Origin of the sequence: Kitasatospora sp. GP30, from assembly GCF_029892145.1 — a bacterium.
GTDB lineage: Bacteria > Actinomycetota > Actinomycetes > Streptomycetales > Streptomycetaceae > Kitasatospora > Kitasatospora acidiphila.
This window is the reverse complement of sequence record NZ_JARZAH010000010.1, coordinates 178060-201303: the sequence shown is the minus strand read 5'-3', so window position 1 is coordinate 201303 and position 23244 is coordinate 178060. Positions and strand designations below refer to the sequence as shown.

The following is a 23244-nucleotide window of genomic DNA, read 5'->3' as shown; positions in this document are numbered from 1 at the left end:
GCCTGCGCGCGGGGTCGGTCAGTCGTCGTTCTCGTGGTCGTGGTCGTGGTCGTGGTCGTGGTCGTGGTCGTGGTGGTGGTGGTCGCGGTCGTGGTCGTGGTCGTTGTCGTGCTCGCGCCCGTTGATGTCGCCGTTGATGCAGGTGTTGCCGAACGCGGGGTTGAGCAGACCGATCACATTGAGCGAGTTGCCGCAGACGTTGATCGGGATGTCGATCGGGATCTGGACGACGTTGCCGGACAGGATGCCGGGCGAGCCGATCGCGGCGCCCTCCGCGGTGGCGTCGGCCGACGCGGCGCCGGCACCCCCCAGTACGAGCGCGCCGGCAGCGCAGGTCAGCACCAGAGCCCTGCGGAAGTCCTTCATGGGTGTTCTCCAATTCCTTGCGGATCGAACGAGTCTTAGAGCGAGCACCGGCGACCGGAGTTGGCCGAAAGTGTTCCCCTGGTCACTCTTCGTCGTGGAGTCCTGTTTGGCGCGCTACGCCGCCCACTAGGGGTATCCAAGTCACCCGCACGGCGCAGCCGTGCCACCGGCCGGCGAAGGCGCCGACCGGTGGCACGGGGCCTGGTGGACGGTCAGGGCCGGGCCGGGCGGACCAGTCCGGCGCGGTGGGCGATCACGGCGGCCTGCACCCGGTTCGCGGCCCCGAGCTTGCTGAGGATCGCGCTGATGTGGTCCTTGACGGTGCCGGTGCCCAGCAGCAGCCGGTCGGCGATCTCGGCGTTGGCCAGCCCCTCGCCGAGCAGCGCCAGCACGTCCAGCTCACGCCCGGTCAGGGTGCGGACCAGGGCGAGCGCGTCGGCGTCCGGCCCGCCGCCCTCCACGTAGCCGCCGATCACCGTGCGGGTCACCGCGGGCGACAGCATCGAGCCGCCGGCCGCCAGCACCCGCACGGCGTGCACCAGCTGGTCGGGCGCGGTGTCCTTGAGCAGGAAGCCGGCCGCTCCGCCGCGCAGCGCGGTGCCGATGTACTCGTCGGTGTCGAAGGTGGTGAGCATCGAGACGGCCGGCGGGTCGGGCAGGGCGCGCAGCAGCCGCAGCACCGCGAGGCCGTCCAGATCGGGCATCCGGACGTCCAGCAGCACCACCTGTGGCTTCAGCCGGCGCGCGCACTCCTCGGCGTCGCCGCCGGAGCAGGTGCCGACCAGCTCCAGGTCGGGCGCCGAACCGACGATCATGCCAAGGCCCGAGCGGACCAGCAGCTCGTCGTCGACGATCAGCACGCGGATCGGTTCCACTGCTCCTCCTCTGTCCTTCCCACGGGGACGAGCCTAGGGCCAAAAGCGGTTGCCACCCCCGCCGATCGGCGGGGGCCGAATCCACTGGCCGCAGCACGCGCTCGGCACGGCGGTTGAGCCACGATTGATGACGTGCCACCAGGTGCGGATGCGCCCCTGGACCTGATCGTTTGGAATTGATCCCGTGTCCTCCCCCACCAAGCAGCCGGCCTCGGCTGCCTCGGCCGGGCCCCGCCGGAGCCTGTCGGCCCGGCTGCGGCCGCTCGCCGCCGCCGGCACCGTCTGGTACCTGCGGCTGATCGCGCTGCTCAACCTGGTGGCGGTGGTCGCCGCGCCGTTCCGCCAGACCGTGCGCCACCACTCCGAGGGGCAGTTCTTCACTCCGTACCTGGCGACTGCCGGCCTGGCTGCCGCCGTGCTGTCGCTGTTCCTGGCGGTGGCGATGCGGCGGCGCAAGCGGGCCGCCTGGATCTTCAACTGCGGGCTCGGCGGGCTGACCTTCCTGACCTATGTGCTGGCGCTTGGCGTGCCCGGCGCGGACCACTACAACCGGCACGCCTTCAACTACTTCTCCGCCGTGCTGACCGGCCTGTTCATGCTCTGCCTGGTGGTCGGGCGCAAGGAGTTCACCTCCAAGGGCGACCGGTCCAACCCGTGGATGGCGGCCGCCACCTTCGTCGGCGGCCTGCTGCTCGGCGGGCTGGTCGGCTCGCTGCTGGTGGACGCCAACAACTCGCTCTCGGGCGCCGGCTTCGGCGACCGGTTCGGCTATGCGCTCGCCCGCATGATCACGGTGACCCCGTCGGAGCGGGTGATGGACGTGATCGACGTCCCGAACTGGGTCAACGCCTTCATCAACGCGATGGGCGCGGTGCTCTTCCTGCTGGTGCTCTACGTGGCGTTCCGCAGCCCGCGCGGCAAGGAGCTGCTCACCCCGGAGGACGAGACCCGGCTGCGCGAGCTGCTGGCCAAGCAGGGCGAGCGGGACTCGCTGGGGTACTTCGCCACCCGGCGCGACAAGGCGGTGATCTTCTCGCCGTCCGGCAAGGCCGCGGTCACCTACCGGGTGGTCGGCGGGGTCTCGCTGGCCTCCGGCGATCCGATCGGCGACCCGGAGGCCTGGCCGGGCGCGATCGAGCTCTGGCTGGCCGAGGCCCGGGAGCACGCCTGGGCGCCGGCCGTCACCGGCGCCTCCGAGGAGGCCGGGATGATCTACGCCCGGCACGGTCTGGACGCCCTGGAGCTGGGCGACGAGGCGATCGTGGAGCTCGACGAGTTCTCCATGGAGGGCCGCGCGATGCGGGTGGTCCGCCAGGCCTACAACCGGGTCAAGCGGGCCGGCTACACGGTGCGGATCCGGCGGCACGAGGACATCCCCGAGCAGGAGATGGTCGAGCTGCTGAACCGGGCCGACCACTGGCGGGACGGCCAGACCGAGCGCGGCTTCTCGATGGCGCTGGGCCGGCTCGGCGATCCGGCCGACGGGCGCTGCGTGATGCTGGAGTGCCATGACGGGGACGGGGAGCTGCGGGCCCTGCTGAGCTTCGTGCCGTGGGGCGAGAAGGGCCTGTCGCTCGACCTGATGCGCCGGGACCGGGAGTCCGAGAACGGCCTGGTCGAGTTCATGGTGATCGAACTGCTGGAGAAGGGCCGCAAGGAACTCCAGCTGGAGCGGGTTTCGCTGAACTTCGCGATGTTCCGCTCGGTATTCGAGCGCGGCTCCCGACTCGGTGCCGGCCCGGTGCTGCGGCTGTGGCGCTCGATTCTCGGCTTCTTCTCCCGCTGGTGGCAGATCGAGTCGCTGTACCGGGCGAATGCCAAGTACCGGCCGATCTGGGAGCCGCGCTATCTGCTCTTCGAGAAGAGCAGCGAGCTGCCCCGGATCGGTATCGCCAACGCCCGTGCGGAGGGCTTCATCACCGCACCGAGCCTCCCAGCGCTCTTCCGTCGCCGGCATCGGCGGCCCGCCGTCCCATCGGCGCCGCCGCCGGCGCCCGCGGCGGAAGGCGACGGGAAGGGGTAGCCCTCCGCCGGGGGGCGGAGGGGGACCGCGAAGAGTGGTCCCTGAGGGGGAGCCCTTAGGGGGAGCCCGGGGGTTTGGTGCGTCCCCGATGAGGGCAGCCCCCGACCTTTGGATGTGTGCCATCCCACCTGAGGATGACGCTCGAATCGGTATGGAGAGCGATTCGGTCGTTGTTGGAACTGCCTAGGCTTGAGAACGACTCCAAGTGAGCGGAACAGGCTCGGGATCGGGCCTGATCGGGACCGTAAATTCGTGAACGGAACAGAGAGGCTGTCGTGAATCAGAAGGCCCACGCGGGGGACGTGCGGCAGGGGCGGTCGGGGCTGATCCGACGCGCCGTTGTCGCCGAGTGGGGAACCCTCTTCGGCACCGTCTGGGAGTCGGTGCGCACCAAGCGGCTCGCCGCCGTGCCACTGGCGGTCGGTGCGACGCTGCTCATCCTGCTGTTCGACATCACCCAGCAACTGCCGCACGGTCAGCGGGTGGTGAACCAGCTCGGCGAGGTCAAGGCCGGGCAGCCACTGGACCTCTCGCTGCTGCGCACTCCGCTGTCGCTCTTCGTGCCGGCGCTCGATCTGCCGGTCTGGGGCGCGCTGGTCCAGGTGCTGGTGGTCTTCGGGATCGCCGAGATCGTGCTGGGCCGCCGGGCCACCCTGGTGATCGCCTACGCCTGCACGCTGGCCGGCACCCTGTTCGCCCGGATCGGGGTCGCGCTCGGCCGCGACCACCTGCCGGGCCTGTCGCCCGCGCTCGCGCACGTGCGGGACTCCGGCCCGTCGGCCGCCGTGGTGGCGCTCATCCTCTGCGTGGCGTGGAAGACCCGGGCCTGGGTCACCGCGGTCGGGGTGTTCGTGGTGATGGCCGTCGAGGTGATCGCGATCCCCAACCTGGCCGGGATGGAGCACATCGTGGCGCTCTGCACCGCGGTGCTGCTGCTCGCCGTCGGCAAGCTGTTCGGCGGCTACTGGTCCCGAGTGCTGGACGGGGTGGGCGCGGCCCACCTGTTCGCCAAGCAGCGGACCGCCTGAATCGGCCGCCGTCGGCCGACCCATCGCCGGCCGACGGCACCGACCCGCCCGGCCGACGGCACCGACCCGCCCGGCCGGCGGCCGGTCAGTCGTGCGGCAGCGCCTGGTAGCCGCGCGGCAGCGACTGCTCGAACCAGACCACCTTGCCCACCGCCTTGCGGGCCGTGCCCCAGCGCTCGGCCAGCTGGCTCACCAGGTTGAGGCCGCGTCCCTTCTCGTCCATCGACTCGGCCGGCACCAGCGAGGGCAGGTTGTAGTTGTCGTCGCTGACCTCCACCAGCAGCTTGTCCACCCGGATCAGCTGCAGCTGCACATAGTCCCTGGCCACCCGGACCGCGTTCGTCACCAGCTCGCTGACCAGCAGCTCGGTGGTGTCGCCGAGCGCGCTCAGCCCCCAGGCGGCCAGCCGCTCGCGGACCAGCAGGCGGGCCCGGCCCACCTCGGCGGTGTCCACGGCCAGCGTCCAGGTCGCCACCTCGGTCTCCGCCACCCCGTCGAACCGGGCCACCAGCAGCGCCACGTCGTCCTTGCGGTCGTCGCTGTGCAGCCGGTCCAGCACGGTGTCGCAGGCCTCCTCCGGACTGCGCCGCGGATCGATCAGGTTGCCGCAGAGCGCGGCCAGCCCGGCTCCTATGTCGCCACCGCGCACCTCGACCAGCCCGTCGGTGCACATCACCAGCATCGAGCCGTCACTGACGTCGATCTTCTTGGCCACGAACGGCACCCCGCCGACCCCGATCGGCGCGCCGGCCGGGATCTCCAGCAGCTCGCCGGTGCCGTCCGGGTGCACCAGCACCGGCGGCACGTGGCCGGCGCTGGCCAGCTCGCAGGTGCGGTTGATCGGGTCGTAGACCGCGTAGAGGCAGGTGGCCAGGTGGTCGTCGCCGATCTTCTGGGCCAGGTTGTCCAGGTGGCGCAGAAGCTGCCCGGGCGGCAGGTCGAGCGCGGCCAGGGTCTGCATCGCGGTGCGGAACCGGCCCATCGCGGCGGCCGAGTGCAGCCCGTGCCCCATCACGTCGCCGACCACCAGCGCCACCCGGCTGCCGGGCAGCTGGATCGCGTCGAACCAGTCGCCGCCCACCTCGGCCCGGCGGTCGCCGGGCATGTAGCGGTGGGCGATCTGCACGCCGGGGATCTGCGGCGGCCGGGTCGGGATCATCGAGCGCTGCAGGGTGGTGGCCACCTTGGACTCGGCCCGGTGCAGCCGGGCGTTGTCCAGCGACAGCGCGGCCCGGGCGGCCAGCTCCAGCAGGGTGGCGGCGTCCGACTCGTCGAACGGCGCCCGGTCCGGCAGCCGCAGCAGCTTGAGGATGCCCAGCACGGTGCCGCGCGCGGACAGCGGCAGCACCAGCATCGAGCGCCCGGAGACCACCGGGACCAGGCCGGGGCCGCCGCCCAGCGCCGCCGCGTAGTCCACCGCGATGTCCGCGCCGACCACCGGGACCAGCACCGCCTGGTTCTTCTGCAGCGCCATCCCGGGCGGGGTGGAGCGCGGCATCGCCAGCAGCGCGCCCTCGTCCAGCACGTGCCCCCACTGGTCGTCGGCCCGGTGGAAGCTGCGGGCCACCCGGCGCAGCATGGTGTCGTCGTCCGGCTGCTCCTCGGGCAGTTCGGCGTCCGAGATCAGCCGGTCCAGCAGGTCCACGCAGGCGAAGTCGGCGACCCGGGGCACCAGCACCTGGCAGAGCTCGCGGGCGGTGGTGTCCAGCTCCAGGGTGGTGCCGACCTTGGAGCCGACCTCGTTCAGCAGGGTCAGCTGCTCCCCCGCCTGCCCGTTGGTCAGCAGCTGGGACAGCTGCTCGGCGCCGTCCCGGGCGTGGCCGTTGGCGCCGGTCGACGCCGCACCGCCGCGCGGGGCCGGCACGGGCGAGGCCGGGTCGGGGCGGGGCTCGCCGGCCGGGTCCGGGACCACCCGCAGGGCGGGCGAGCCGCCCGCCGCGCTGACCCGCTGCTGGGCGGTCGGGTAGCGCCGGCCCAGCCCGGCGGCCAGCGCCGCCACCCCGGCGGTCTGCGGCTCGTAGGGCACCACCGGCAGTCGCGTGCCGGCGTCCACCCAGAGGGCCGGCACCCCGGCGGCGGCCACCTGGCGCAGCAGCAGCCGCTGCCGGGTCGGGCTGATCCGCGGCAGCAGCGGGGTGAGCGGCCCCGCACCGCCCGGCGTGGCCGGGCCCAGGGTGGCCGAGATCCAGTGGAAGGCTCCCTGCCCGGCCTCGGCGGCGTAGGGCATCAGTTTCCGGCCGATCGCGATCCGCGGCCCCCGGGCCCGCAGCGGCCGGGCGTCGGCGGCCAGCACCAGCAGGCTGCGGCCGTCCGGCTCGATCAGCGGATAGGCCCACCAGAGCACCGAGCGGGCCCGGTCCTCCCGGTCGGTCACCGGCATCAGGCCGGCCCAGGCACCGGTCCTGGTCAGGTCGTCCAGGGTGTCGAAGGCGTCGCAGCGGCGGGCGGCCGGCAGCGGCGGCCCGCTGGCGATCCGCGGCTCCACGGCCGGCAGCAGCCCGCGGGCCGGCCGGTCCTGCACCGCCCCGGTGCGGTGGCCGAAGAGCTCCTCGGCCGCCCGGGTCCAGAGCGCGATCCGGCCGTCCGGGTCGATCAGCACGGCCGCCAGCCGCACCATGGCCACCACGCCGGCCGGCTGCTGCCCGGCCGCGCTCGGCTCCGCGGCGGTCGGCGTCAACGCGCCCACGGCACCGGTGAGTTCGCTGGGGGTGTCCACTGTGGAGTTCGGGTCATCCGCCATGGGGTTGCTATCGCTCCCGCCTGTCCAAGCCGCGCTGGGGCCGCCACCTGTGCGGCTGTCAGGTCTCCGCGTCGCTGTTGCCGCTCCCAGCGAAGCATGGACGGACCGGAGACCGGTGCCGAAACCGCCAGATTGCTCAGTATCAGTTGCGTGTCACCCAGCGTGCGCCGTCTCGCACGGTCTGTCCATCAATTCCTGACCTGAAATCGCTGTACTCGGCGCCCCGCGCGCCCCCGGGTAGGCTCGGCCGGGTGGATGAGCGAGGCGACGTGAGCAAGCAGAGCGACGTAATCGCCGAGGGTGCGCGTGGGCGGCTGCCCTCGTCGAGCTGTGCGAGGTGGGCGGCGTGAGCGAGCGCTGGGGGTCCCCCCGGCCGGAGGCTGGGGGAGAGGTCACCGTGGAGAGGTGCGCATGGGCGAATGCCCCCGCCGAGTTCTGCGAGGTGGGCGCATGAGCACCCCTGTGCAGTGGTTCGACCCCGAGTTGGCGCTCCTGGAGGAGCGGGTCGCGGCCACCGAGCTGGCCTGGCTGACCCTGGACGTGGACGTGGCCACGCTGCGGGTGGAGATCGACAACTTCGCGTTGATCCACCATGAGCGACTGGGCCCGCTCTACGCCCGGCTGGACGAGTTGGAGGCGCTGGTCGCCGAGGCGAGGGCGGCCCGCACCGGCGACCCGGAGGACGTCCGCCGGGCGGCCGAGGCGCGCCAGGTGGTGGCCGAGCTGCCCGACCTGGACGCGCTGTTCGCCGACATCCGGGAGGCCGAGGCGGCCCGGTCCGAGCAGCGCCCGCCGAGCGAGCCGCAGGTCTCGGAGCCGCCCCGCCGGGTCCGTCCCGACAAGGAGGCGCAGCGGCTCTACCGGGAGCTTGCCCGCGCCGCCCATCCCGACCTGACCACCGAGCCGGCCGAGCAGCAGCGCCGCTCGGAGTTCATCGCGCGGGCCAACGAGGCCTACGGCCGCGGCGACACCGCGGGGCTGCGGGCGCTCGCCGAGGAGTGGTCGACGGCGCCCGAGGCGGCCCCGCACCCGCAGGCCCCGGAGCGCGGCCAGTGGCTGCGCCAGCGCCTGGAGTGGCTGAGCGCCCGGATCGGTGAACTGGCCGCCGAGCAGGTGCGGTTGGAGTCCAGCCCGATGGGTTCGCTGCTGGCGCTGGCCCCGGGCGAGCCGGAGCAGCTGCTCACCGAACTGGCCGACCAGCTGCTGGCCACCGCCGCCGAACGGCAGCGCGAGCTGGAGCAGTTGCTCGGCGCAGCCTCCCCGGCCGGCGGTCACGCCAGGCACAATGGGCCCTCCTCCTGCCTTCGGTCAGGGGGACCCCGATCGGCGCACCAGCCACCGTCACCACAGGAGACTTCGAGCATGTTCCAGCAGATCCCCACCGTTCTGGTCGAGACCGTTCCCGCCGGTGCGGCGCTGATCGACGTGCGTGAGCAGGACGAGTGGGACGCCGGGCACGCCGAGGGTGCGCTGCACCTGCCGATGAGCCAGTTCACCGCCCGGCTCGACGAGCTGCCGGACGGTCCGCTGTACGTGGTGTGCCGGGTCGGCGGCCGCTCGGCCCAGGTGGTGCAGTACTTGGTGGCGCAGGGCCGGGAGGCGTTCAACGTGGACGGCGGGATGTTCGCCTGGGAGCAGGCGGGGCGCCCGCTGGTGTCCGGCTCGGGCGACCAGGCGTACGTGCTCTGACCGGCCCGCGCGGGCCGCAGCCGACCAGACCGGAGGGGGAGTAGTCCATGGGGGAGCAGAGCGAGGCGGCTGAGCCGGAGCCGGAGCCGAGCGCTGAACCCGATCCCGATGCGGCGCCCGGGGTCGGGCCGCGGGTCTGGTCGCTGCCCGCGCTGGTGGTGCTGTCCGCCGCCGGGGTGGCGCTGCTGTCGGCCACCGCGGTGCTGCTGGGCGCGCTGCTGCTCAGCAACGCGCCGCCGAACTCGCTCTCGCAGCGCTACCAGAACCAGCTGAACGGGCTGGTCTATCCGGAGTTCGAGCAGAATTGGCGGCTGTTCGCGCCGGATCCGCTGCAGAACAACATCAATGTGCAGGTCCGGGCCCGCAGCGCGGTCGGCGACGGCGGCTGGGTCGACCTGACGGCGCAGGACATCGCCGCGATCCGCGGCAACCCGTTCCCCAGCCACGCCGAGCAGAACGAGCTGCGCCGGGCCTGGGACTTCTACGACACCACCCACGACGACCGGGACATGCCGACCGCCGGGGTGCGCAGCTCGCTGGCCGACGACTACCTCAAGCGGATAGCGCTGCAGCGGCTCGGCCGGACCTCGGGCGGGGCGCCGATCACCGGCATCGAGCTGCGGGCCGACACCGTGGCGGTGGCCCCGCCGCCGTGGTCCACCGACCGGCCGGCCGCCACCGGGCCGCAGCTGCGCGAGCTGCCCTGGTGGTCGGTGTCCGACCAGGATTACGCGGGGTTGTGATGAGCAGTCAGGAAACCGGTCGCCAGGACACCGGCCGTGCCGGGGGCGACCGCCAGGAGCTGCTGTCCGGCATCCCGCGCCAGCCCGGTCCGGTCGAGCCCACCGGCGCCGCCGCGCCGCCGCTGTCCGCGGCGGCCCGGCCCGGGGTGGCCGGGCAGTTCGGCACGGCCGCGGCGGCCGCCTTCGCCGCCTTCACCGGCCGCCCGATGGCCCGCTACCAGGCGGCCGTGGTGCGGATCGGCTTCGCCCTGGTGGTCCTGCTCCAGCTGCTGCGCGAGTGGCCCAGGCGCCGCGAGCTGTACGGCGACCGGTCGCCCTGGAGCCTCGATCTGGCCCGCCGGCTGGGGCAGCAGACCCATGCCTTCTCGGTGCTGGAGTGGCAGGACGGCCGCTGGTGGTTCGAGGGCTGCTACGCGCTGACCCTGCTGGCCGCGGTGCTGCTGCTGCTCGGCTGGCGCACCAGGTTCAGCTCGGTCGCCTTCCTGGTCGGGGTGCTGTCGGTGCAGAACCGCAGCGTGCTGGTCGGCGACGGCGGCGACAACCTGGTCCATCTGATGGCGATCTACCTGGCCTTCACCCGGTGCGCCGAGGTCTGGTCGCTGGATGCCCGCCGCCGGGCCCGGGGGGTCGGCCCGGGGGTGTCCGGGCCGGCGTTGTGGGTGCTGGCGGCGGGTCTGCTGGGCTGGGCGCAGCTGGCCGGCTGGATCTCCTGGTCGGCGGCGGGCGGCTGGGCCGGCCCCGGGTGGGCCGCGCTGTTCTGGACGCTCTGGGCGGTGGCCGGGATCTGGTGGGCCGTCAACCGGTGGCGGCCGGCCGGCGAGGCCCGGGCCCTGCTGGACGCGCTCGGCAGCATGGTGCACCACTGCGCGATGTTCATGATCAGCGCCCAGGTGGTGCTGGTCTACGCGACGGCCGGCCTCTACAAGGTGCAGGGCTCGCGCTGGCAGGACGGCACCGCGCTCTACTACCCGCTGCACCTGGACTACTTCACGCCCTGGCCCGGGCTGTCGGCGCTGCTCGGCTCCAGCGCGCTGCTGGTCTTCCTGCTTTCCTACGGCACCGTGCTGCTGCAGGTGGCGTTCCCGTTCACGCTGGTGAACCGCAGGCTGAAGAACGTGCTGCTGGCGGTGATGGTCGTGGAGCACCTGGGGATCGCCGTGCTGCTCGGCCTGCCGCTCTTCTCGGTGGCGATGATCGCGGCGGACGCGGTCTTCCTGCCCACCGGGCTGCTGCTCTGGTTGGGCCGAAAGGCGGGTGAGTGGTGGCCGGGCAGCCGGCCACACGCCGCCTAGACTGTCCGTTATGCCCTGGCTTGATGCCCTTCGTCATACCAGCCGGGCCGCGCTGGAGGTCGAGCGGCAGTTCAACGAGCCCAAGCGGGCGGCTCGCGGGGCGTTCGCGGTGGCGTTGCTGATCTTCCCGCTGCTGGCGGCCAGCGGGCCCCGGCCGGCCACCTCGGCCGCGATGGGCGGCTTCATCGCCGGGATCGCCACCTTCCAGCGCAGCTTCCGGCCGCGTCCCGCGCTGGCCCTGACCGCCGGGATCGGACTGGGCGTCAGCACCTTCCTGGGCTATCTGGCGGTAGGGGTGACCGGGCTGTTCCTGCTCCTGCTGGCCGTCTGGTCGTTCGCCGCCGGGCTGGCGTGGTCGATGGGCCCGACCGCCGGGGTGCTGGCCGCGAACACCGTCACGGTGATGCTGGTGGTGGTCCAGCTGCCGGTCAGCGTGTCGACCGCGGTCGGCCATGCCCTGCTCTGCTCGCTCGGCGGCGCGGTGCAGGCCCTGGTGATCATCGTGCTGCCGCTGCGCAGCTGGGGCGCCCACCGGGACGCGCTGGCCGACGCCTACGCCGAGCTGGCCCACTTCGCCCGTCGGCTGCGGCACGACCCCCGGGCCACCCTCGATCCGGAGCCGCTGATGGAGGCCCGGCACGCCGAGGCCCTGACACCCTGGCAGGAGCGCCGCCGGCCACCGGAGCTGCCCGGCCTGCGGGGCATCGCCGAGCGGATCCGGCCGACCCTGGCGGCGATCGCCGAGGTGGAGTTCGGCCGGGTCATCGAGCCGCTGGAGCCTCCCCCGGCCTTCGGCCGGGAGGTGTCCCCACAGCCGAGCGACCTGCCGGAGGACCCCGAACTGGCCGAGGTGGAGGCCCGGCTGTCGGCCGCGGCCGAGGCGGAGAACGAGGCCGAGTACGACCGCTCCCGCGAGGTGCTGGCCGGCGCCGCGCAGATGCTGGACGCGCTGGCCCGGGCGATCCGCACCGGCGACCCGGTCGCCTATCCCAGGTCGGCCCCCGCCACGCTGGCCCCCTCCGGCCGGCAGGCGCTGCGCGGCCCCGCGCTGCGCGCCGCCCGCCTGATGACCACCCTGCTCGGCCGGGCCGCCGACGAGCTGGAGCGCAGCCGGGAGACCCCGCTGACCGGACCGGTGGCCGGCCACGACGGGGTGCTGCGGCGGCCGGGGGTGGCCCGGATGGTGCCGGTGGCGATCCGCACCGGCTGGCGGCAGATCCAACTCGGCACCCCGGTGCTGCACCACGCGGTTCGGCTGTCCGGCGTGGTCACCACCGCCTACCTGCTGGCCAAGCTGACCGGGCTGCACCACAGCTACTGGGCGGCGATGACCGCCGCCATGGTGATCCGCCCGGACTTCCGCCAGACCTACAGCCGCGGCATGGCCCGCGTCCTGGGAACCCTCACCGGCGTGGTGGTGGCCACCGCGGTGGTGGAGCTGGCCCACCCCAACCAGTGGGTCTCCTGCGCCCTGGCGGTGCTCTTCATGAGCTTCGCCTACCTCCTGCTGCGCACCGGCTATGCGGTGATCACCACCTTCGTCTCCGGCTACGTGGTCTTCCTGCTCAGCCTGGAGCCGGGCAGTGCGTTCGCGAACGCCTGGGAGCGGGTGCTGATGACGCTGCTCGGCGGCGCGGTGGCACTGGTCGCCTACGCGCTCTTCCCGACCTGGGAGACGGTGCGGCTGCCGGAGCGCACCGCCGAGTGGATCGCGGCGGTGGGCCGGTACGCGGGGGCGGTGCTGGCCGGCTACGGCGACCCGGCCGGCCGGGACCCGCGCACCGTGCGGGCCGCCCTGCTGGCCACCCGGGAGGCCCGGGCGGAGTTCCTGCAGGCCCGGGAGCGGGCCGCCGCCGAGCCGGTGGCGCTGGCCGACCGGCATCCCCAGCTGACCCGCAAGCAGCTGGGCCGGGCCCGCGAGGCGCTCGGCTACCTCTCCCGGGTGGCGCTGCTGATGGAGGCCCACCTGCCGGGAGCGGCAGCCGAACCGGTGCCGGGGGCGGCCGAGTTCGGCGCGCTGCTGACCGAGGCCACGGCCGCCGCCGGGGCCGCCGTGCTGACCGGCACTTCGGTGGACTTCACGCCGCTGCGGGCCGCCTACCAGGAGTGGGAGGACGCCGAGATGCCGGCCACCGACCTGGAGTTGGAGTACAGCCACCGCGGCACCAGCGAGCAGCAGGACGTGGTCCGCTCGGGCTGCCGGCTGCTGCTGGCTGCCCTCGGCGAGTTGGAGCGGGCGCTGCAGCCGCGCAGCTGAGCCGGCGGACCGTCAGGACGACCGGGTGTGGGACATCCAGTGGAACAGCCCCATGCCGACCGAGGTCGCCAGGTTGAAACTGGAGACCTGGGGGCGCATCGGAATCGCCAGCAGGCCGTCCGCCCCGGCCCGCAGCTCCTCGGAGACGCCGTGCCGCTCCGAGCCGAACACCAGCAGCGCGTCGTCGGGCAGCACCACCGAGCGGATGTCGTCGCCCTCGGGGTCGAGCACGAAGCGCGGGCCGGCCGGCAGCCGGTCGGCGGGCAGCCGGGCCACGTTGGTGGCGAAGTGCAGTCCGGCGCCGGCCCTGACCACGCCCGGGTGCCAGGGGTCCACGTCGCCGGTGGTGACCACCCCGGTGGCGCCGAAGCCGGCCGCCAGCCGGACCACGGCGCCGATGTTGCCGAGGTTGCGCGGGTTGTCGAGCACCACCACCGGGGCGCGGCGCGGCAGCGCGGCCAGCCGGTCCAGCACGGCGTCCAGGTCGGGCCGGACGGCGAGCGCGGCCACCCCGGTCGGGTGCGGCCGGGGCACCAGCTCGCGCAGTACGGCGGGCGGCACCGCGGTGGCGGCCGCCAGGATCCGCTCGGCCACGTCCGGCGCCAGCTTCTCGGCGAGCACGGCCAGCCCGGCGGCGTCGGCGGTGAGCACCTGGCGGACCTCGCCGCCGAACCGCAGGGTGTGCTTCAGCGCGTGGAAGCCGTCGATCAGCAGGCTCTCCGGCCGCTCGGCCGCCGCCCGCCAGCGGCGCACGGCGAGGTCGGGGTCCTGAGGACTGGTCATGCCTGCATCGTCGGTCATGCCGAGAACTCTCGCATGACGCCGGCGCGGGGCCTCAGTAGTACTGGCGCATCAGCTCGGTCGCCCACTCGGGCTGCGCGGTGTCGCCCAGCGGGCCGAACTCGGCCATCCAGGGCTTGAGGTCCAGCACCGGGGTGCCGGCCACCGCGTCCAGCCCCTGGACGTGCACCTGCAGGCCGTCCACCCTCAGCAGGCGGCAGCGGGAGACGCCCAGCCGGTTGGGCCGGTTCTTGCCGCGCTGGGCGAAGATGCCGACCTCGGGCCAGTCCGGGTTGCCGCGCGGCCGGCGGGCGGTGGTCTCGATCTTCTCCGGTGCCACCTTGTGGAAGTGGAAGACCACCTCCAGGTGCGTGAAGGCGTCCAGACCGCGCAGCGCCTCCTCGGTGTACCGGTCGCCGTCCAGCTCGATCACGGCGGCCACCCGGCCCCAGTCGTCGTCCTCCACCTCGGTGCGACCGCCGACCACGGTGCCGATCGGCTCCAGCTCCACCAGGCTCATCGTTCCCCCTGCGCCTCGTCGTTGCCGACGATCATGCCGCATCCGTTCCGCCCGCGTCAGTCCCACTCCCAGCGGATCCCGGTCTGGCCGGGCTGCTGGTCGGTGACCAGGGCGTGCACGCTGGCCGAGGCGCCGATCCAGAGCCGCTCGCGCACCCGGTCCTGGTCGTCGCCGCCGTCCCGCTCGTAGCGCTCGCAGTGCGCCGGCAGCGCGGCCGGATCGAAGTGCACCTGGAGCACGAACTCCCGCACCGGAACGGCGAATTTGCGCCCGTACAGCTGGGTCGGCTCGGACGGCGGCAGCTCCACCTCGTACTCGAAGACCGCCGCGTCGCCCAGCCCCAGCGGCCGGTCCAGCAGCAGCTCGGCGACCAGCAGCCCGATCCCCGGGCGGCGCCGCACCCGGCCGAGCCGGGCGTGCCGCACCGCGGTGATCTCCGGGCAGCCGGCCGCGTTGGCGTCGGCTTGGTGCACCACCAGGCAGCGGGTCACCTCGGACACGGTGGCCCGCACCACCTGGCGGGTGCGCAGCAGTTGACCCTGCCGACGGGCGCTGACGTAGTAGGAGTCGTGGACGCTGAGCCGCTCCAACTCGCTGATCGGTGGGGCGTCCAGCTCCTCGAAGACTTCGGCGACCTGCTGCTCCTCGGGCCAGACCGCGGAGACCGGCAGGCTGTCCGGGGCCTGCTGGGCGACCCAGCGGCCGCGCGGCCGGGGCGGGCCGAGCAGGCTGGACAGCGCGGTGGTCTCCAGGCCGAGCAGTTCCTCCAGCAGGCCGACCGCACGGACCGAGGCGGCGCGCTCCGGCTGGCTGCGCCCGCGCCGCCAGTAACTGAGCGTCGTGACGCTGACCCTGACGCCCTGATGGGCCAGTTCGGTGCGGATCCGGTCAAGGCTCAGCCCGCTGGCCTCGATGGCGCTGTGCAGCGTCTGGGCGAAATTGCCGCCCGCCGCCGGCACGGCCGGGCAGGCCGCGGCGACCGGCCGCAGGTCGACCTGCGGAACCGACTGGCCGCGCAGCAGCACCGAGGCCGTCTGCCGCTGTTCCACCAGACGGAGATGCCCGGAGTTCTGCTGGTATTGCGAGCCCATGCGAATAACCTTCCCCACCAGCCGCCCCGTTGCCCGGAGATTACGCGGCGGGACCGGCCCGATGGCGTTGTGGGGACACCACCGAGCTGAAGGAACCTTACGCAGGCACCAGAGGTTACGTCATCTGCGGGCCCCTATGACAGTGGTCACGACAAATTAACTTCACGTTGTTTACCGGCATCTCCAAAGGCCGGAAACAAGAATGCAACAAACCCGCTGTTTCCGGGCATTGCCCGGAAACAGCGGGTTGTCTCACTCCCTGGGATTATTCGGCAAATCGGTATCTGCGCGCTACCAGGTGATGACGGTTTGTTGTCAGCCGACGTTCAGGTTCGCGTCGTCGATGACGAAGCTGGTCTGGTTGCTGGAGTCCTCGGTGCCGGTGAACTGCAGGGTGACGGTCTGGCCGGCGTAGGCGGACAGGTCGACGGTCTGCTGGACGTAGCCGTTGGCGGCGTCCACGTTGGACCAGGTCTTCAGCGTGGTGCCGTTGGCGGCCAGGGTCAACGTGTCGTACGCGGTGCTGCCGGTCTCGGCGGTGTCGACGTGCAGCCAGAAGGTGAAGGTGCCCTTGCAGTTGGCGGGGACGGTGACCTTCTGCGACAGGGTGTCGGTGTGGGTGGTGCCGTAGCCGTCCAGCCAGGCGTACCAGCTGCCGCTGTGGGCGGCCTCACCGGTGCTGTTGGTGATGACGCCGGAGGAGGCGGTCCACGGCGAGGCGGTGCCGGACTCGAAGCCGCTGTTGCCGATCAGCTGACCCGGGGTGCAGCTGGAGGCCGTGGCGACCGTGAAGGTGAAGCCGGCGGCCGCGGTGGCGCCGGTGGAGTCGGTGGCGGTGACCGTGACGGTGCTGGTGCCCGCGGCGGTCGGGGTGCCGCTGATCAGGCCCGAGGAGCTGATCGACAGGCCGGCCGGCAGGCCGGTGGCCGAGTAGCTCAGGGACTGGCCGCTGGCCGAGTCGGTGCCCTTGACCTGGAGCGAGACGGCGGTGCCGACGGTGCCGGTCTGGTTGCCCGGGTTGGTCACGGTCACGGTGTTGCCGCCGGTGCTCGAGCCCGAGCCGCCCAGCAGTGCGGTGGTCAGCGCGTCGGCGACCGGGGAGCCCCAGCCGGTGACCTGGTCGTAGCCGGTCTTGGCCGAGAAGTCCTGGTTGGCACCGGTGGTGACGTCGTGGAAGGCGGTGTCGTACGCCGAGGAGTTGGCGACCTGGTAGAGCGCCGGGTTGGCCTGGCCGAGGTTGGCCTTGCCGGCCGCCTTGGCCTTCTGGTTGAAGAGCGCGGTGTAGCCGGACCAGAGCGGGGCCGCGGCGCTGGTGCCGCCGTAGACCTGCCAGCCCGGGGCGGACGTGCCCTGGGTGTAGATGGCGAAGCCGCTGTTCGGGTCGGCGTTGGAGGAGACGTCCGGCACGGTGCGCATGGTGCCGCTGACGCCGGTGCCGGTCTGCCAGGACGGCTTGCCGAACTGGGTGGAGACGCCGCCGCCGGCGGTGCTCCAGGCGCTCTCCGAGCCGTAGTTGGTGCCGGACAGCTGCAGGTTGGTGCCGCCGACGCCGGTCACGTACGGGTCCGAGGCCGGGTAGTCGACCGCCTTGACGCCCGCACCGCTGGTCGAGCGGGTGCAGTCGCGCGAGCCGTCGTCACCGGAGGCGGAGTAGGCCGAGATGCCCTGGGCGGCGGCCTGCTTGAAGGAGTTGGAGACCGTGGTCATCACCGAGGCGGTGGTGTCCGGCTCGCAGGAGCCCCAGGATATGGAGATCACCGAGGCCTGGTTGTCCGCCACGATCTTGGCGGCCATGTCGATCTCGCCCTGGTCGTTGTTGGGGGCCTCGTAGATCAGCTGGGTGGCCTTGGGGGCGACACCGCGGACGATCTCCGAGTCCAGCTCGACCTCGCCCTGGCCCTGGCCGGGGGCGCTGTCGTAGTTCTGGCCGTCCACCGGGACGGTGGTGACGGCGGGGCCGGTCAGGCCGTACTGGCTGTCGTAGGTGGTGAGGTTGGACGACTTGTAGCCGTCGAACTCCCAGAGCGCGACCTTGACGCCGGTGCCGTCGGCGCCGACCTTGTTCAGGTTGTAGGCGCCGTCGTACTGGCCCGGGCCGTAGCCGCTCGGGGCGGTGTTGGGGGCCGCGTTGCCGGGCTTGGCCAGGCTCGGGGTGCGCACCGTGTGGTTGGACAGGCCGCCCACGCCGGCCACCAGCGAGGCGACGTCGGCCGGCAGCGAGGCGGCGCCGTCGTTGGCGAAGAACTTCTTCTGCTGGTGGGCGTCGAAGTAGGCGCTCTCGTGGGTGCCGAAGGCCGCGGACATCTGGGACGCGGTGCCCTTGGCGTCGATCACCTGGCGGTTGGCCGAGACCGTGGCGGTCAGGCCGTGCGACGCCAGGTACTTGACCACGTGGTCGATGTCGGCCTGGGTGGGCGCGTACCGGTCGGCGAACTGCTGCGGGGTCAGGTAGTGGCCGTACTGCGGCGACTTGGGGTTGGAGACCTGCGCCAGGAAGGCGTCCAGGTCCGCGCTGTTGCGCAGCTTCAGGCCGACGGCGACGGTGAGCTGCTGGGTCGCGGGGACGTCGCCCTGCTTCTGCGAGTGGGCCACCGCCGGGGCGACGGTGTCGGGCAGTGCCACCCGCGGGGCCGCGGCATTGGGGGTGGCGGCCTGGGCGCTGCTGATGCCCAGCGAAGCGACCGAGAGCGGCAGCAGGGCTATCGCGGCGGCGAGGGCGAGGGGGCGGGGACGCACGGGCTCCTCCTCCAGCCGACGCGCGCAGGCGTCGGCAGACGTTCTTACGTGTGGGGTCGAAAACGCTTCTGATGAAGATCCCAGAAGTTCCCTGGGAGTTGAGCAATGATCAGGTAATGAACTGACAAATAACAGTCAAGTGTGGAAACCAGCAAATTCAACCGAGTGAAGCAATTTCCATACAGTGAATAGGATTGGTATAGACAAGCGAAGTGCCGGCGCCGCGCGGGAGCCGGTAGTTCGGGAGCGTTCCGACGGCGCTTCGCCGGTCGGTTATTCCTCCGCCGCCAGCGGGCCCAAGGGGCGCACCGGGCAGCCGGCCCCCGCGCTCGGGAAGGTGCCGAGCTCGGGGATCCGGAAGCCGGCCCGGTAGCTCCTGATCTCCGGGTTCTGCCGGGCCCAGTGCGGCCGGCGGCGCGGCGGCAGGGCCCGCACCACGCGGGCCCGCAGCCGCAGCGCGCTGGAGACCAGCGAGACGGTCAGCGGGGCCGGGTCCGGATACCGGAAGGCCCGGCGCAGCGGCTCGTCGAGCAGCGCCCGACTGGCCGCCCTGACCGCCGGCCGCAGCGGTGCCGGGTACCAGGAGGCCATCAGCCCCAGCGTGGCGTCGGAGACCCGGCGGGCCCCCTCGTCCCAGCCGAAGTGCTCGGCCTCATAGGCGTCCAGGCACTCCTCGAACTCCTGGTGGGTGCGCGGGACGTCCTGGATGCCCATCAGCTCGCCGAGCCGCCGGTAGTAGGCGGCGGTGGCCCGCAGTTCGTGTTCGCTGAGGCGCCGCCAGCCGTACTCGGCGATCCACCGCTCGGGCACCACCACGAAGGTGCAGAGCACGTAGCGCATGTCCTCGTTGCTGATGTCGTAGCGCTGGTGCATCTGGTTGATCCGGCGGATCGCCATCCGGCCGCGCTCGCTGTCGAAGCCGTGCTCCACCACCGCGCCCAGCAGCAGCGAGGTGTCGTCGTAGCGCTTCTGGGACCGCTTGGTCAGCTCGGCCGTCCGGTCCAGCAGCCGCCCGATGCTCGGCACCGCGTAGGTGCGGTAGAGCGCCAGCTCCAGGGCCCTGGTGTGGTCCCACGGGAACTCGTAGGCCGAGGAGAGCCGGTAGATCTCCAGGCAGTCCCGCTCCGGGTCGAGACGGCGGATCTGGCGCAGGCGGTCGAAGCGCTTCATAGCGACGTATCGTCGCACAGCAGTCGAACTGAGCAGCGGTCAGCTCACTCCCCGGCGGGCTCGCCCACCCACCGCTCCAGGGCCCGGCGCAGCTCCTCCCGGCTGGGGTCGGACGCCGCCCAGGCCGCGTAGCCGTCCGGGCGCACCAGCAGCACGGTGGCCCGCAGCTTGCCGTGCGGGTCGGCGGGGGCCGCGTGCACCAGCCGCCCCCGCCAGGGCGCCGTGACCTCCTGCTCCAGCCCGCTGAAGACCGAGCCGGGTGCCCGCTCGTCGGTGCTCACCAGCACGAACTTCCCAGCCCGCAACGCCTCGTAGAGTCGGCCCGGGGCGTCCGGGGCGTCCTGGGCCAGCCGCAGGTCCGGCACCCGCTTGCCGGCCAGCGGGTGCGAGCCCGGCTCGGCGCGGTAGTGGATCCCGATCCCGGAGACCAGCCGCGCCCCGCGCGTCACCAGTGGGTTGACCACCCCGCCCATCCCGCCGACCATCGAGCGCACCGCCCGCATCGGGGTGGACTGCGCCAGCGCCATCCGGATCAGCCCGCCGGACAGCCGCAGCACCAGCTTGCCGACCGGGTGCCGCTCGTCCTGGTAGCTGTCCAACAGGCTCTCCGGCGCCTGACCCCGGACCACCGCCGCCAGCTTCCAGCTGAGGTTGGCGGCGTCCTGCAGGCCGGTGTTCATGCCCTGCCCGCCCGCCGGGGAGTGGCAGTGCGCGGCATCCCCGGCCAGCAGTACCCGGCCGTCCCGGTAGCGCGGCGCCTGCCGCTCGTCGCTGTGGAACCGGGACATCCAGCGGGCGTCGTGCAGCCCGTAGTCCTCGCCCAGCGCCCGACGGGTCAGCTCGGCCAGGTCGGCCAGCTCCACCGGTGCGTCGTCCGGCAGTTGGTGGTGGCGGTCCCAGGCGATCACCCGGTACCAGCCGTCCCCGAACGGCACCACGAAGGCGAAGCCGTCGCCGGTGGCGCCGACCGACAGCAGCTCGCTCGGCGCCCGCTCCAGCCGAACGTCCGCCAGCACCACCGAGTTGACCACCGACTCGCCGGGGAACGGGATGCCGGCCAGCTCGCGCACCGAACTGCGCACCCCGTCGGCGCCCACCACGTAGCGGGCGCGGTGGCTCACCGGCCCGTCGGCGGTCTGCGCCTGCAGCGTCACCCCGTCGGCGTCCTGCCGCAGACCGGTCACCCGGTGGTCCCGCAGCAGCACCGCGCCGGCCTTCAATGCCCGCTCCTGGAGCAGCCGTTCGGTGTGCGACTGGGGGGTGATCAGCACGAACGGGAACCGGCTGGGCAACTGCCCGAGGTCCAGCTCCAGGCTGTTGAACAGCCGCAGCCGGCTGACCGGGGTGCCGGTGGCGATCAGCTCATCGGCCAGGCCCCGGGCGTCCAACTGCTCCAGGGAGCGGGCGTGCACGGCGAACGCCCGGGTCAGGTTGGACTCGGCGGCGCGCTTCTCCAGCACCACCACCTTGACCCCGGCGGCCGCCAGATCCCCGGCCAGCAGCAGCCCGGTCGGCCCGGCACCGACCACCGTGACCTCCGACTCCGTCACCGTACTGGTCATGCGATCTCCCCGAGTGTCGAAAGGCAAGCTGCGGCGAGCCGTTCCCGGCCCGCTCTCAGCTTGCCACCCTCGCGGGCCGGTTGTCCGTGGCTGCGGCACGGCGGGTACCGGCGCCGTCAGCCCCGGTAGGGCGGGGTGATGCCCCAGTCCCAGCGCGGCATCGGCGTTTCCGGCAGCGGGGGCGGGGTCGGGCCCGAGTAGAGCAAGGCCATCCGGGTGCCCCACTCCAGGTAGTAGGCGAGGACGGCGCGGAACTCGGGGTCGGCAGGCAGTTCCACCTCGTCGGCGGTGTCCAGCAGCAGTGCGACCCACCGGCGCCGCTGCTGCTCGGTGATGCCGCGGCCCAGGTGGCGGGCCGCCATGTGACGGTGGCCGCCGCGCTCGGTGCTGTAGCGGGCCGGACCGCCGAACACCTCCCCCAGCCAGGCCGCGACCCGCAGCGCGTGGTCGGGCTCCTTGTCGGCGAAGACCGGTGCCAGCAGCGGGTCTTCGTCCACCCGCTGGTAGAACCTGGTGAAGAGCCGCTCCATCGCGGGCTGCCCGCCGGCCCATTCGTAGAGCGTCGGGGTCGAGCCCCCACGGCCGGCCACCGGGGTCGCCTCGTAGTGCCGCATCTCCTCGATGTCCTGGACGTACGAGCGGATCTGCGCGAAGAACGCCGCGAAGTGCTCGCCCTTGCGGAAGCCTTGGAGGTGGTCCTCGGCGGAGGTCCAGCGGATCCGCAGGATGTAGTCCTGGGGGTCCTCGGTGCAGCGGGTCAGCTCGTAGTCCACGCACTGCTCGGCCTGTTGCAGGGCGTTGGCGGCCCGCTGGTAGGCCTGCTCGAAGGCCTCGCGGCGGGCGTCGTCGATGCGGTAGCGGATGTACTCGACAATCATGGGGCGACTCAAGCGCAGCGCGGCGCTGTGACGGGAACCGACATGGCGGTAAGTAACCGGAACGGGGGACCCGATGGCGCGTCGGCGCCTGATGCGCCCGTATCACTGGGGCTGGGCCAGCTTCTTGACCGTGAAGTGGTAGTCGCGGCGGATCCGGCCGTTCTCGTCCAGCTGCAGGACGGCCCGGGCCGCCCAGGCGACCTCGCCGCCCGCCTCCAGCTGGATGGTGAAGACCACGCAGTCGTGGTGGCCGCGGGCGTCGTCGGCCGCGGTGACGGCGAAGGTGCCGGCGAACTGCTCGTAGGTGCCGGCGACCCTCCGGCCCAGCTCGGCGAGGCCGCTGAACTCGGCGCCCTGATCGGCCAGGTGGACCGCGTCGGGGGCCCAGAGCTCGGCGACGGCGGCGGTGCGGCGGGCGGCGTCGGGCTCGGTCCAGACGGCCAGGTAGCGGGCCACCAGGTCGGCGATCTCGGCCTCGGTGAGCTCCAGGTCGAGCGGGGAGGTGGTCACGGGTGCTCCTCGGGTAGCGGCGATTCGGTGGGACCAGGCTCGGGGCTGTGGTGGTGGGAGGGGCAAGGGGCATCGGCCGGGGAAACCCTCCCCCCAGGGGAGACCCGCAGAATGGGGCCATGGCGAGCTACCTCTCGATCGGTGACTTCTCCCGGGCCACCCACCTGACCGTCAAAACCCTGCGCCACTACCACCAGTTAGGCCTGCTGGAGCCGGCCGCCGTGGACCCGGTGACGGGCTACCGGCGGTACGAGGTGGAGCAGATCGGCGCGGCGCAGGTGATCCGGCGGCTGCGGGACCTGGACATGCCGCTGGAGGAGATCCAGGCGCTGCTGGCGGCGCCGGACCTGGCGTCCCGCAATGGCCGGCTGACCGCTCATCTGGCCCGGATGGAAGCCGAGTTGGCCCGCACCCAGGGCGCCGTCGAGGCCCTGCGGAACCTGCTCGCGCCCGCCACCGAGGTCGAGTTGGAGCTGCGCGGCGTGCCCGAGACCCCGGTGCTGGCGATCACCGAGACGGTCGCCGCCGCCGACGCCTGCCTCTGGCTCCAGGGCGCCCTGGGGGAGCTCTACGGCCTGCTGGCCGCCCAGGGCGCGACGCCGGACGGCCCACCCGGCGGGGTCTACGGCGACGACTTCTTCGCCGAGCACCGCGGCACCGTCACCGTCTACGTGCCGTGCGCGGCCCCCGTCCGCCCCCTGGGCCGCGCCACGGCCACCGCCCTGCCCGCGGTCGACCTGGCCGTCATCGTCCACGCCGGCCCCGCCGTCGACACCGCCCAGACGTACGGCCTGCTGGCCGCCCACGTCGCCCGCCACGCCCTGCCGGTCGACGGCCCGATCCGCGAGCACTACCTGGTCGGCCCCCGCGACACCCCGGACAGCGGCCGCTGGCGCACGGAGATCGGCTGGCCGGTGTTCCGCGCGGGGGCGGGGTGAGGGGGGTGGGCCGGCTGAACCTCGATCGGGTGAACGGCGTGGACGG

At 73.0% G+C, this 23244-nt stretch carries 18 protein-coding genes; 7 read left to right on the top strand and 11 right to left on the bottom strand.

Translation table 11 applies throughout. From position 1 onward, the window contains the following. Positions 1 to 18: 18 nt before the first annotated feature. Together P3T35_RS18075 and P3T35_RS18070 are read right to left on the bottom strand one after the other, a co-directional pair. The gene (locus P3T35_RS18075) at positions 19 to 366 is read right to left on the bottom strand and encodes a chaplin (RefSeq protein ID WP_101380644.1); all 348 of its coding nucleotides are present in this window, start codon (positions 364 to 366) and stop codon (positions 19 to 21) included. Positions 367 to 578: 212 nt separating this feature from the next. Then, positions 579 to 1241, bottom strand: coding sequence for a response regulator transcription factor (locus P3T35_RS18070; RefSeq protein ID WP_101380643.1), 663 nt, complete (start codon positions 1239 to 1241; stop codon positions 579 to 581). 241 nt (positions 1242 to 1482) lie between these two features. Between P3T35_RS18070 and P3T35_RS18065 the strand changes: the two genes are divergently transcribed. Together P3T35_RS18065 and P3T35_RS18060 are read left to right on the top strand one after the other, a co-directional pair. Then, complete coding sequence (locus P3T35_RS18065) at positions 1483 to 3264, top strand: phosphatidylglycerol lysyltransferase domain-containing protein (protein WP_280706789.1); 1782 nt, start codon at positions 1483 to 1485, stop codon at positions 3262 to 3264. A gap of 275 nt (positions 3265 to 3539) precedes the next feature. Beyond that, positions 3540 to 4292 (top strand): hypothetical protein, encoded by a 753-nt coding sequence (locus P3T35_RS18060; RefSeq protein ID WP_280706767.1) that lies wholly within the window; start codon positions 3540 to 3542, stop codon positions 4290 to 4292. A gap of 85 nt (positions 4293 to 4377) precedes the next feature. Here P3T35_RS18060 and P3T35_RS18055 read toward each other — a convergent pair whose 3' ends face one another. Further along, positions 4378 to 7032, bottom strand: coding sequence for a SpoIIE family protein phosphatase (locus P3T35_RS18055; RefSeq protein ID WP_101380642.1), 2655 nt, complete (start codon positions 7030 to 7032; stop codon positions 4378 to 4380). Between the two features lie 450 nt (positions 7033 to 7482). On the opposite strand from P3T35_RS18055, the gene P3T35_RS18050 reads away from it, so the two are divergent. The 4 genes from P3T35_RS18050 (at position 7483) to P3T35_RS18035 (ending at position 13013) form a co-directional block, all read left to right on the top strand. Further along, positions 7483 to 8721, top strand: a complete 1239-nt coding sequence (locus tag P3T35_RS18050) for a rhodanese-like domain-containing protein (protein WP_101380641.1) — start codon at positions 7483 to 7485, stop codon at positions 8719 to 8721. Positions 8722 to 8768: 47 nt separating this feature from the next. Continuing rightward, positions 8769 to 9464 (top strand): DUF5819 family protein, encoded by a 696-nt coding sequence (locus P3T35_RS18045; RefSeq protein WP_143676822.1) that lies wholly within the window; start codon positions 8769 to 8771, stop codon positions 9462 to 9464. Positions 9465 to 9670: 206 nt separating this feature from the next. After that, positions 9671 to 10756, top strand: coding sequence for an HTTM domain-containing protein (locus P3T35_RS18040; RefSeq protein WP_107503384.1), 1086 nt, complete (start codon positions 9671 to 9673; stop codon positions 10754 to 10756). Positions 10757 to 10766: 10 nt separating this feature from the next. Then, positions 10767 to 13013 (top strand): FUSC family protein, encoded by a 2247-nt coding sequence (locus tag P3T35_RS18035; protein ID WP_101380639.1) that lies wholly within the window; start codon positions 10767 to 10769, stop codon positions 13011 to 13013. Positions 13014 to 13025: 12 nt separating this feature from the next. Here P3T35_RS18035 and P3T35_RS18030 read toward each other — a convergent pair whose 3' ends face one another. The 8 genes from P3T35_RS18030 to P3T35_RS17995 form a co-directional block, all read right to left on the bottom strand. Next, positions 13026 to 13796: an RNA methyltransferase gene (locus tag P3T35_RS18030; protein WP_280706758.1), complete on the bottom strand. Its 771-nt coding sequence runs from the start codon at positions 13794 to 13796 to the stop codon at positions 13026 to 13028. A 52-nt stretch (positions 13797 to 13848) separates the two neighbouring features. Further along, entirely contained in the window at positions 13849 to 14313 is a 465-nt protein-coding gene (locus P3T35_RS18025) for an SAM-dependent methyltransferase (protein ID WP_101380637.1), read from the bottom strand. A 56-nt stretch (positions 14314 to 14369) separates the two neighbouring features. Further along, positions 14370 to 15404 (bottom strand): hypothetical protein, encoded by a 1035-nt coding sequence (locus P3T35_RS18020; protein ID WP_101380636.1) that lies wholly within the window; start codon positions 15402 to 15404, stop codon positions 14370 to 14372. Positions 15405 to 15719: 315 nt separating this feature from the next. Next, complete coding sequence (locus tag P3T35_RS18015; protein WP_218976680.1) at positions 15720 to 18140, bottom strand: protease pro-enzyme activation domain-containing protein; 2421 nt, start codon at positions 18138 to 18140, stop codon at positions 15720 to 15722. A gap of 273 nt (positions 18141 to 18413) precedes the next feature. After that, positions 18414 to 19310, bottom strand: coding sequence for an oxygenase MpaB family protein (locus P3T35_RS18010; RefSeq protein ID WP_101380635.1), 897 nt, complete (start codon positions 19308 to 19310; stop codon positions 18414 to 18416). A gap of 44 nt (positions 19311 to 19354) precedes the next feature. Continuing rightward, positions 19355 to 20872, bottom strand: a complete 1518-nt coding sequence (locus tag P3T35_RS18005; protein ID WP_101380634.1) for an FAD-dependent monooxygenase — start codon at positions 20870 to 20872, stop codon at positions 19355 to 19357. Positions 20873 to 20988: 116 nt separating this feature from the next. Further along, positions 20989 to 21750: an antibiotic biosynthesis monooxygenase gene (locus P3T35_RS18000; protein WP_101380633.1), complete on the bottom strand. Its 762-nt coding sequence runs from the start codon at positions 21748 to 21750 to the stop codon at positions 20989 to 20991. Between the two features lie 102 nt (positions 21751 to 21852). After that, positions 21853 to 22260 (bottom strand): nuclear transport factor 2 family protein, encoded by a 408-nt coding sequence (locus tag P3T35_RS17995; RefSeq protein ID WP_101380632.1) that lies wholly within the window; start codon positions 22258 to 22260, stop codon positions 21853 to 21855. 119 nt (positions 22261 to 22379) lie between these two features. Here P3T35_RS17995 and P3T35_RS17990 point away from each other — a divergent pair, with 119 nt between their 5' ends. Next, positions 22380 to 23198, top strand: a complete 819-nt coding sequence (locus tag P3T35_RS17990; protein ID WP_101380631.1) for a MerR family transcriptional regulator — start codon at positions 22380 to 22382, stop codon at positions 23196 to 23198. Positions 23199 to 23244 lie beyond the last annotated feature (46 nt).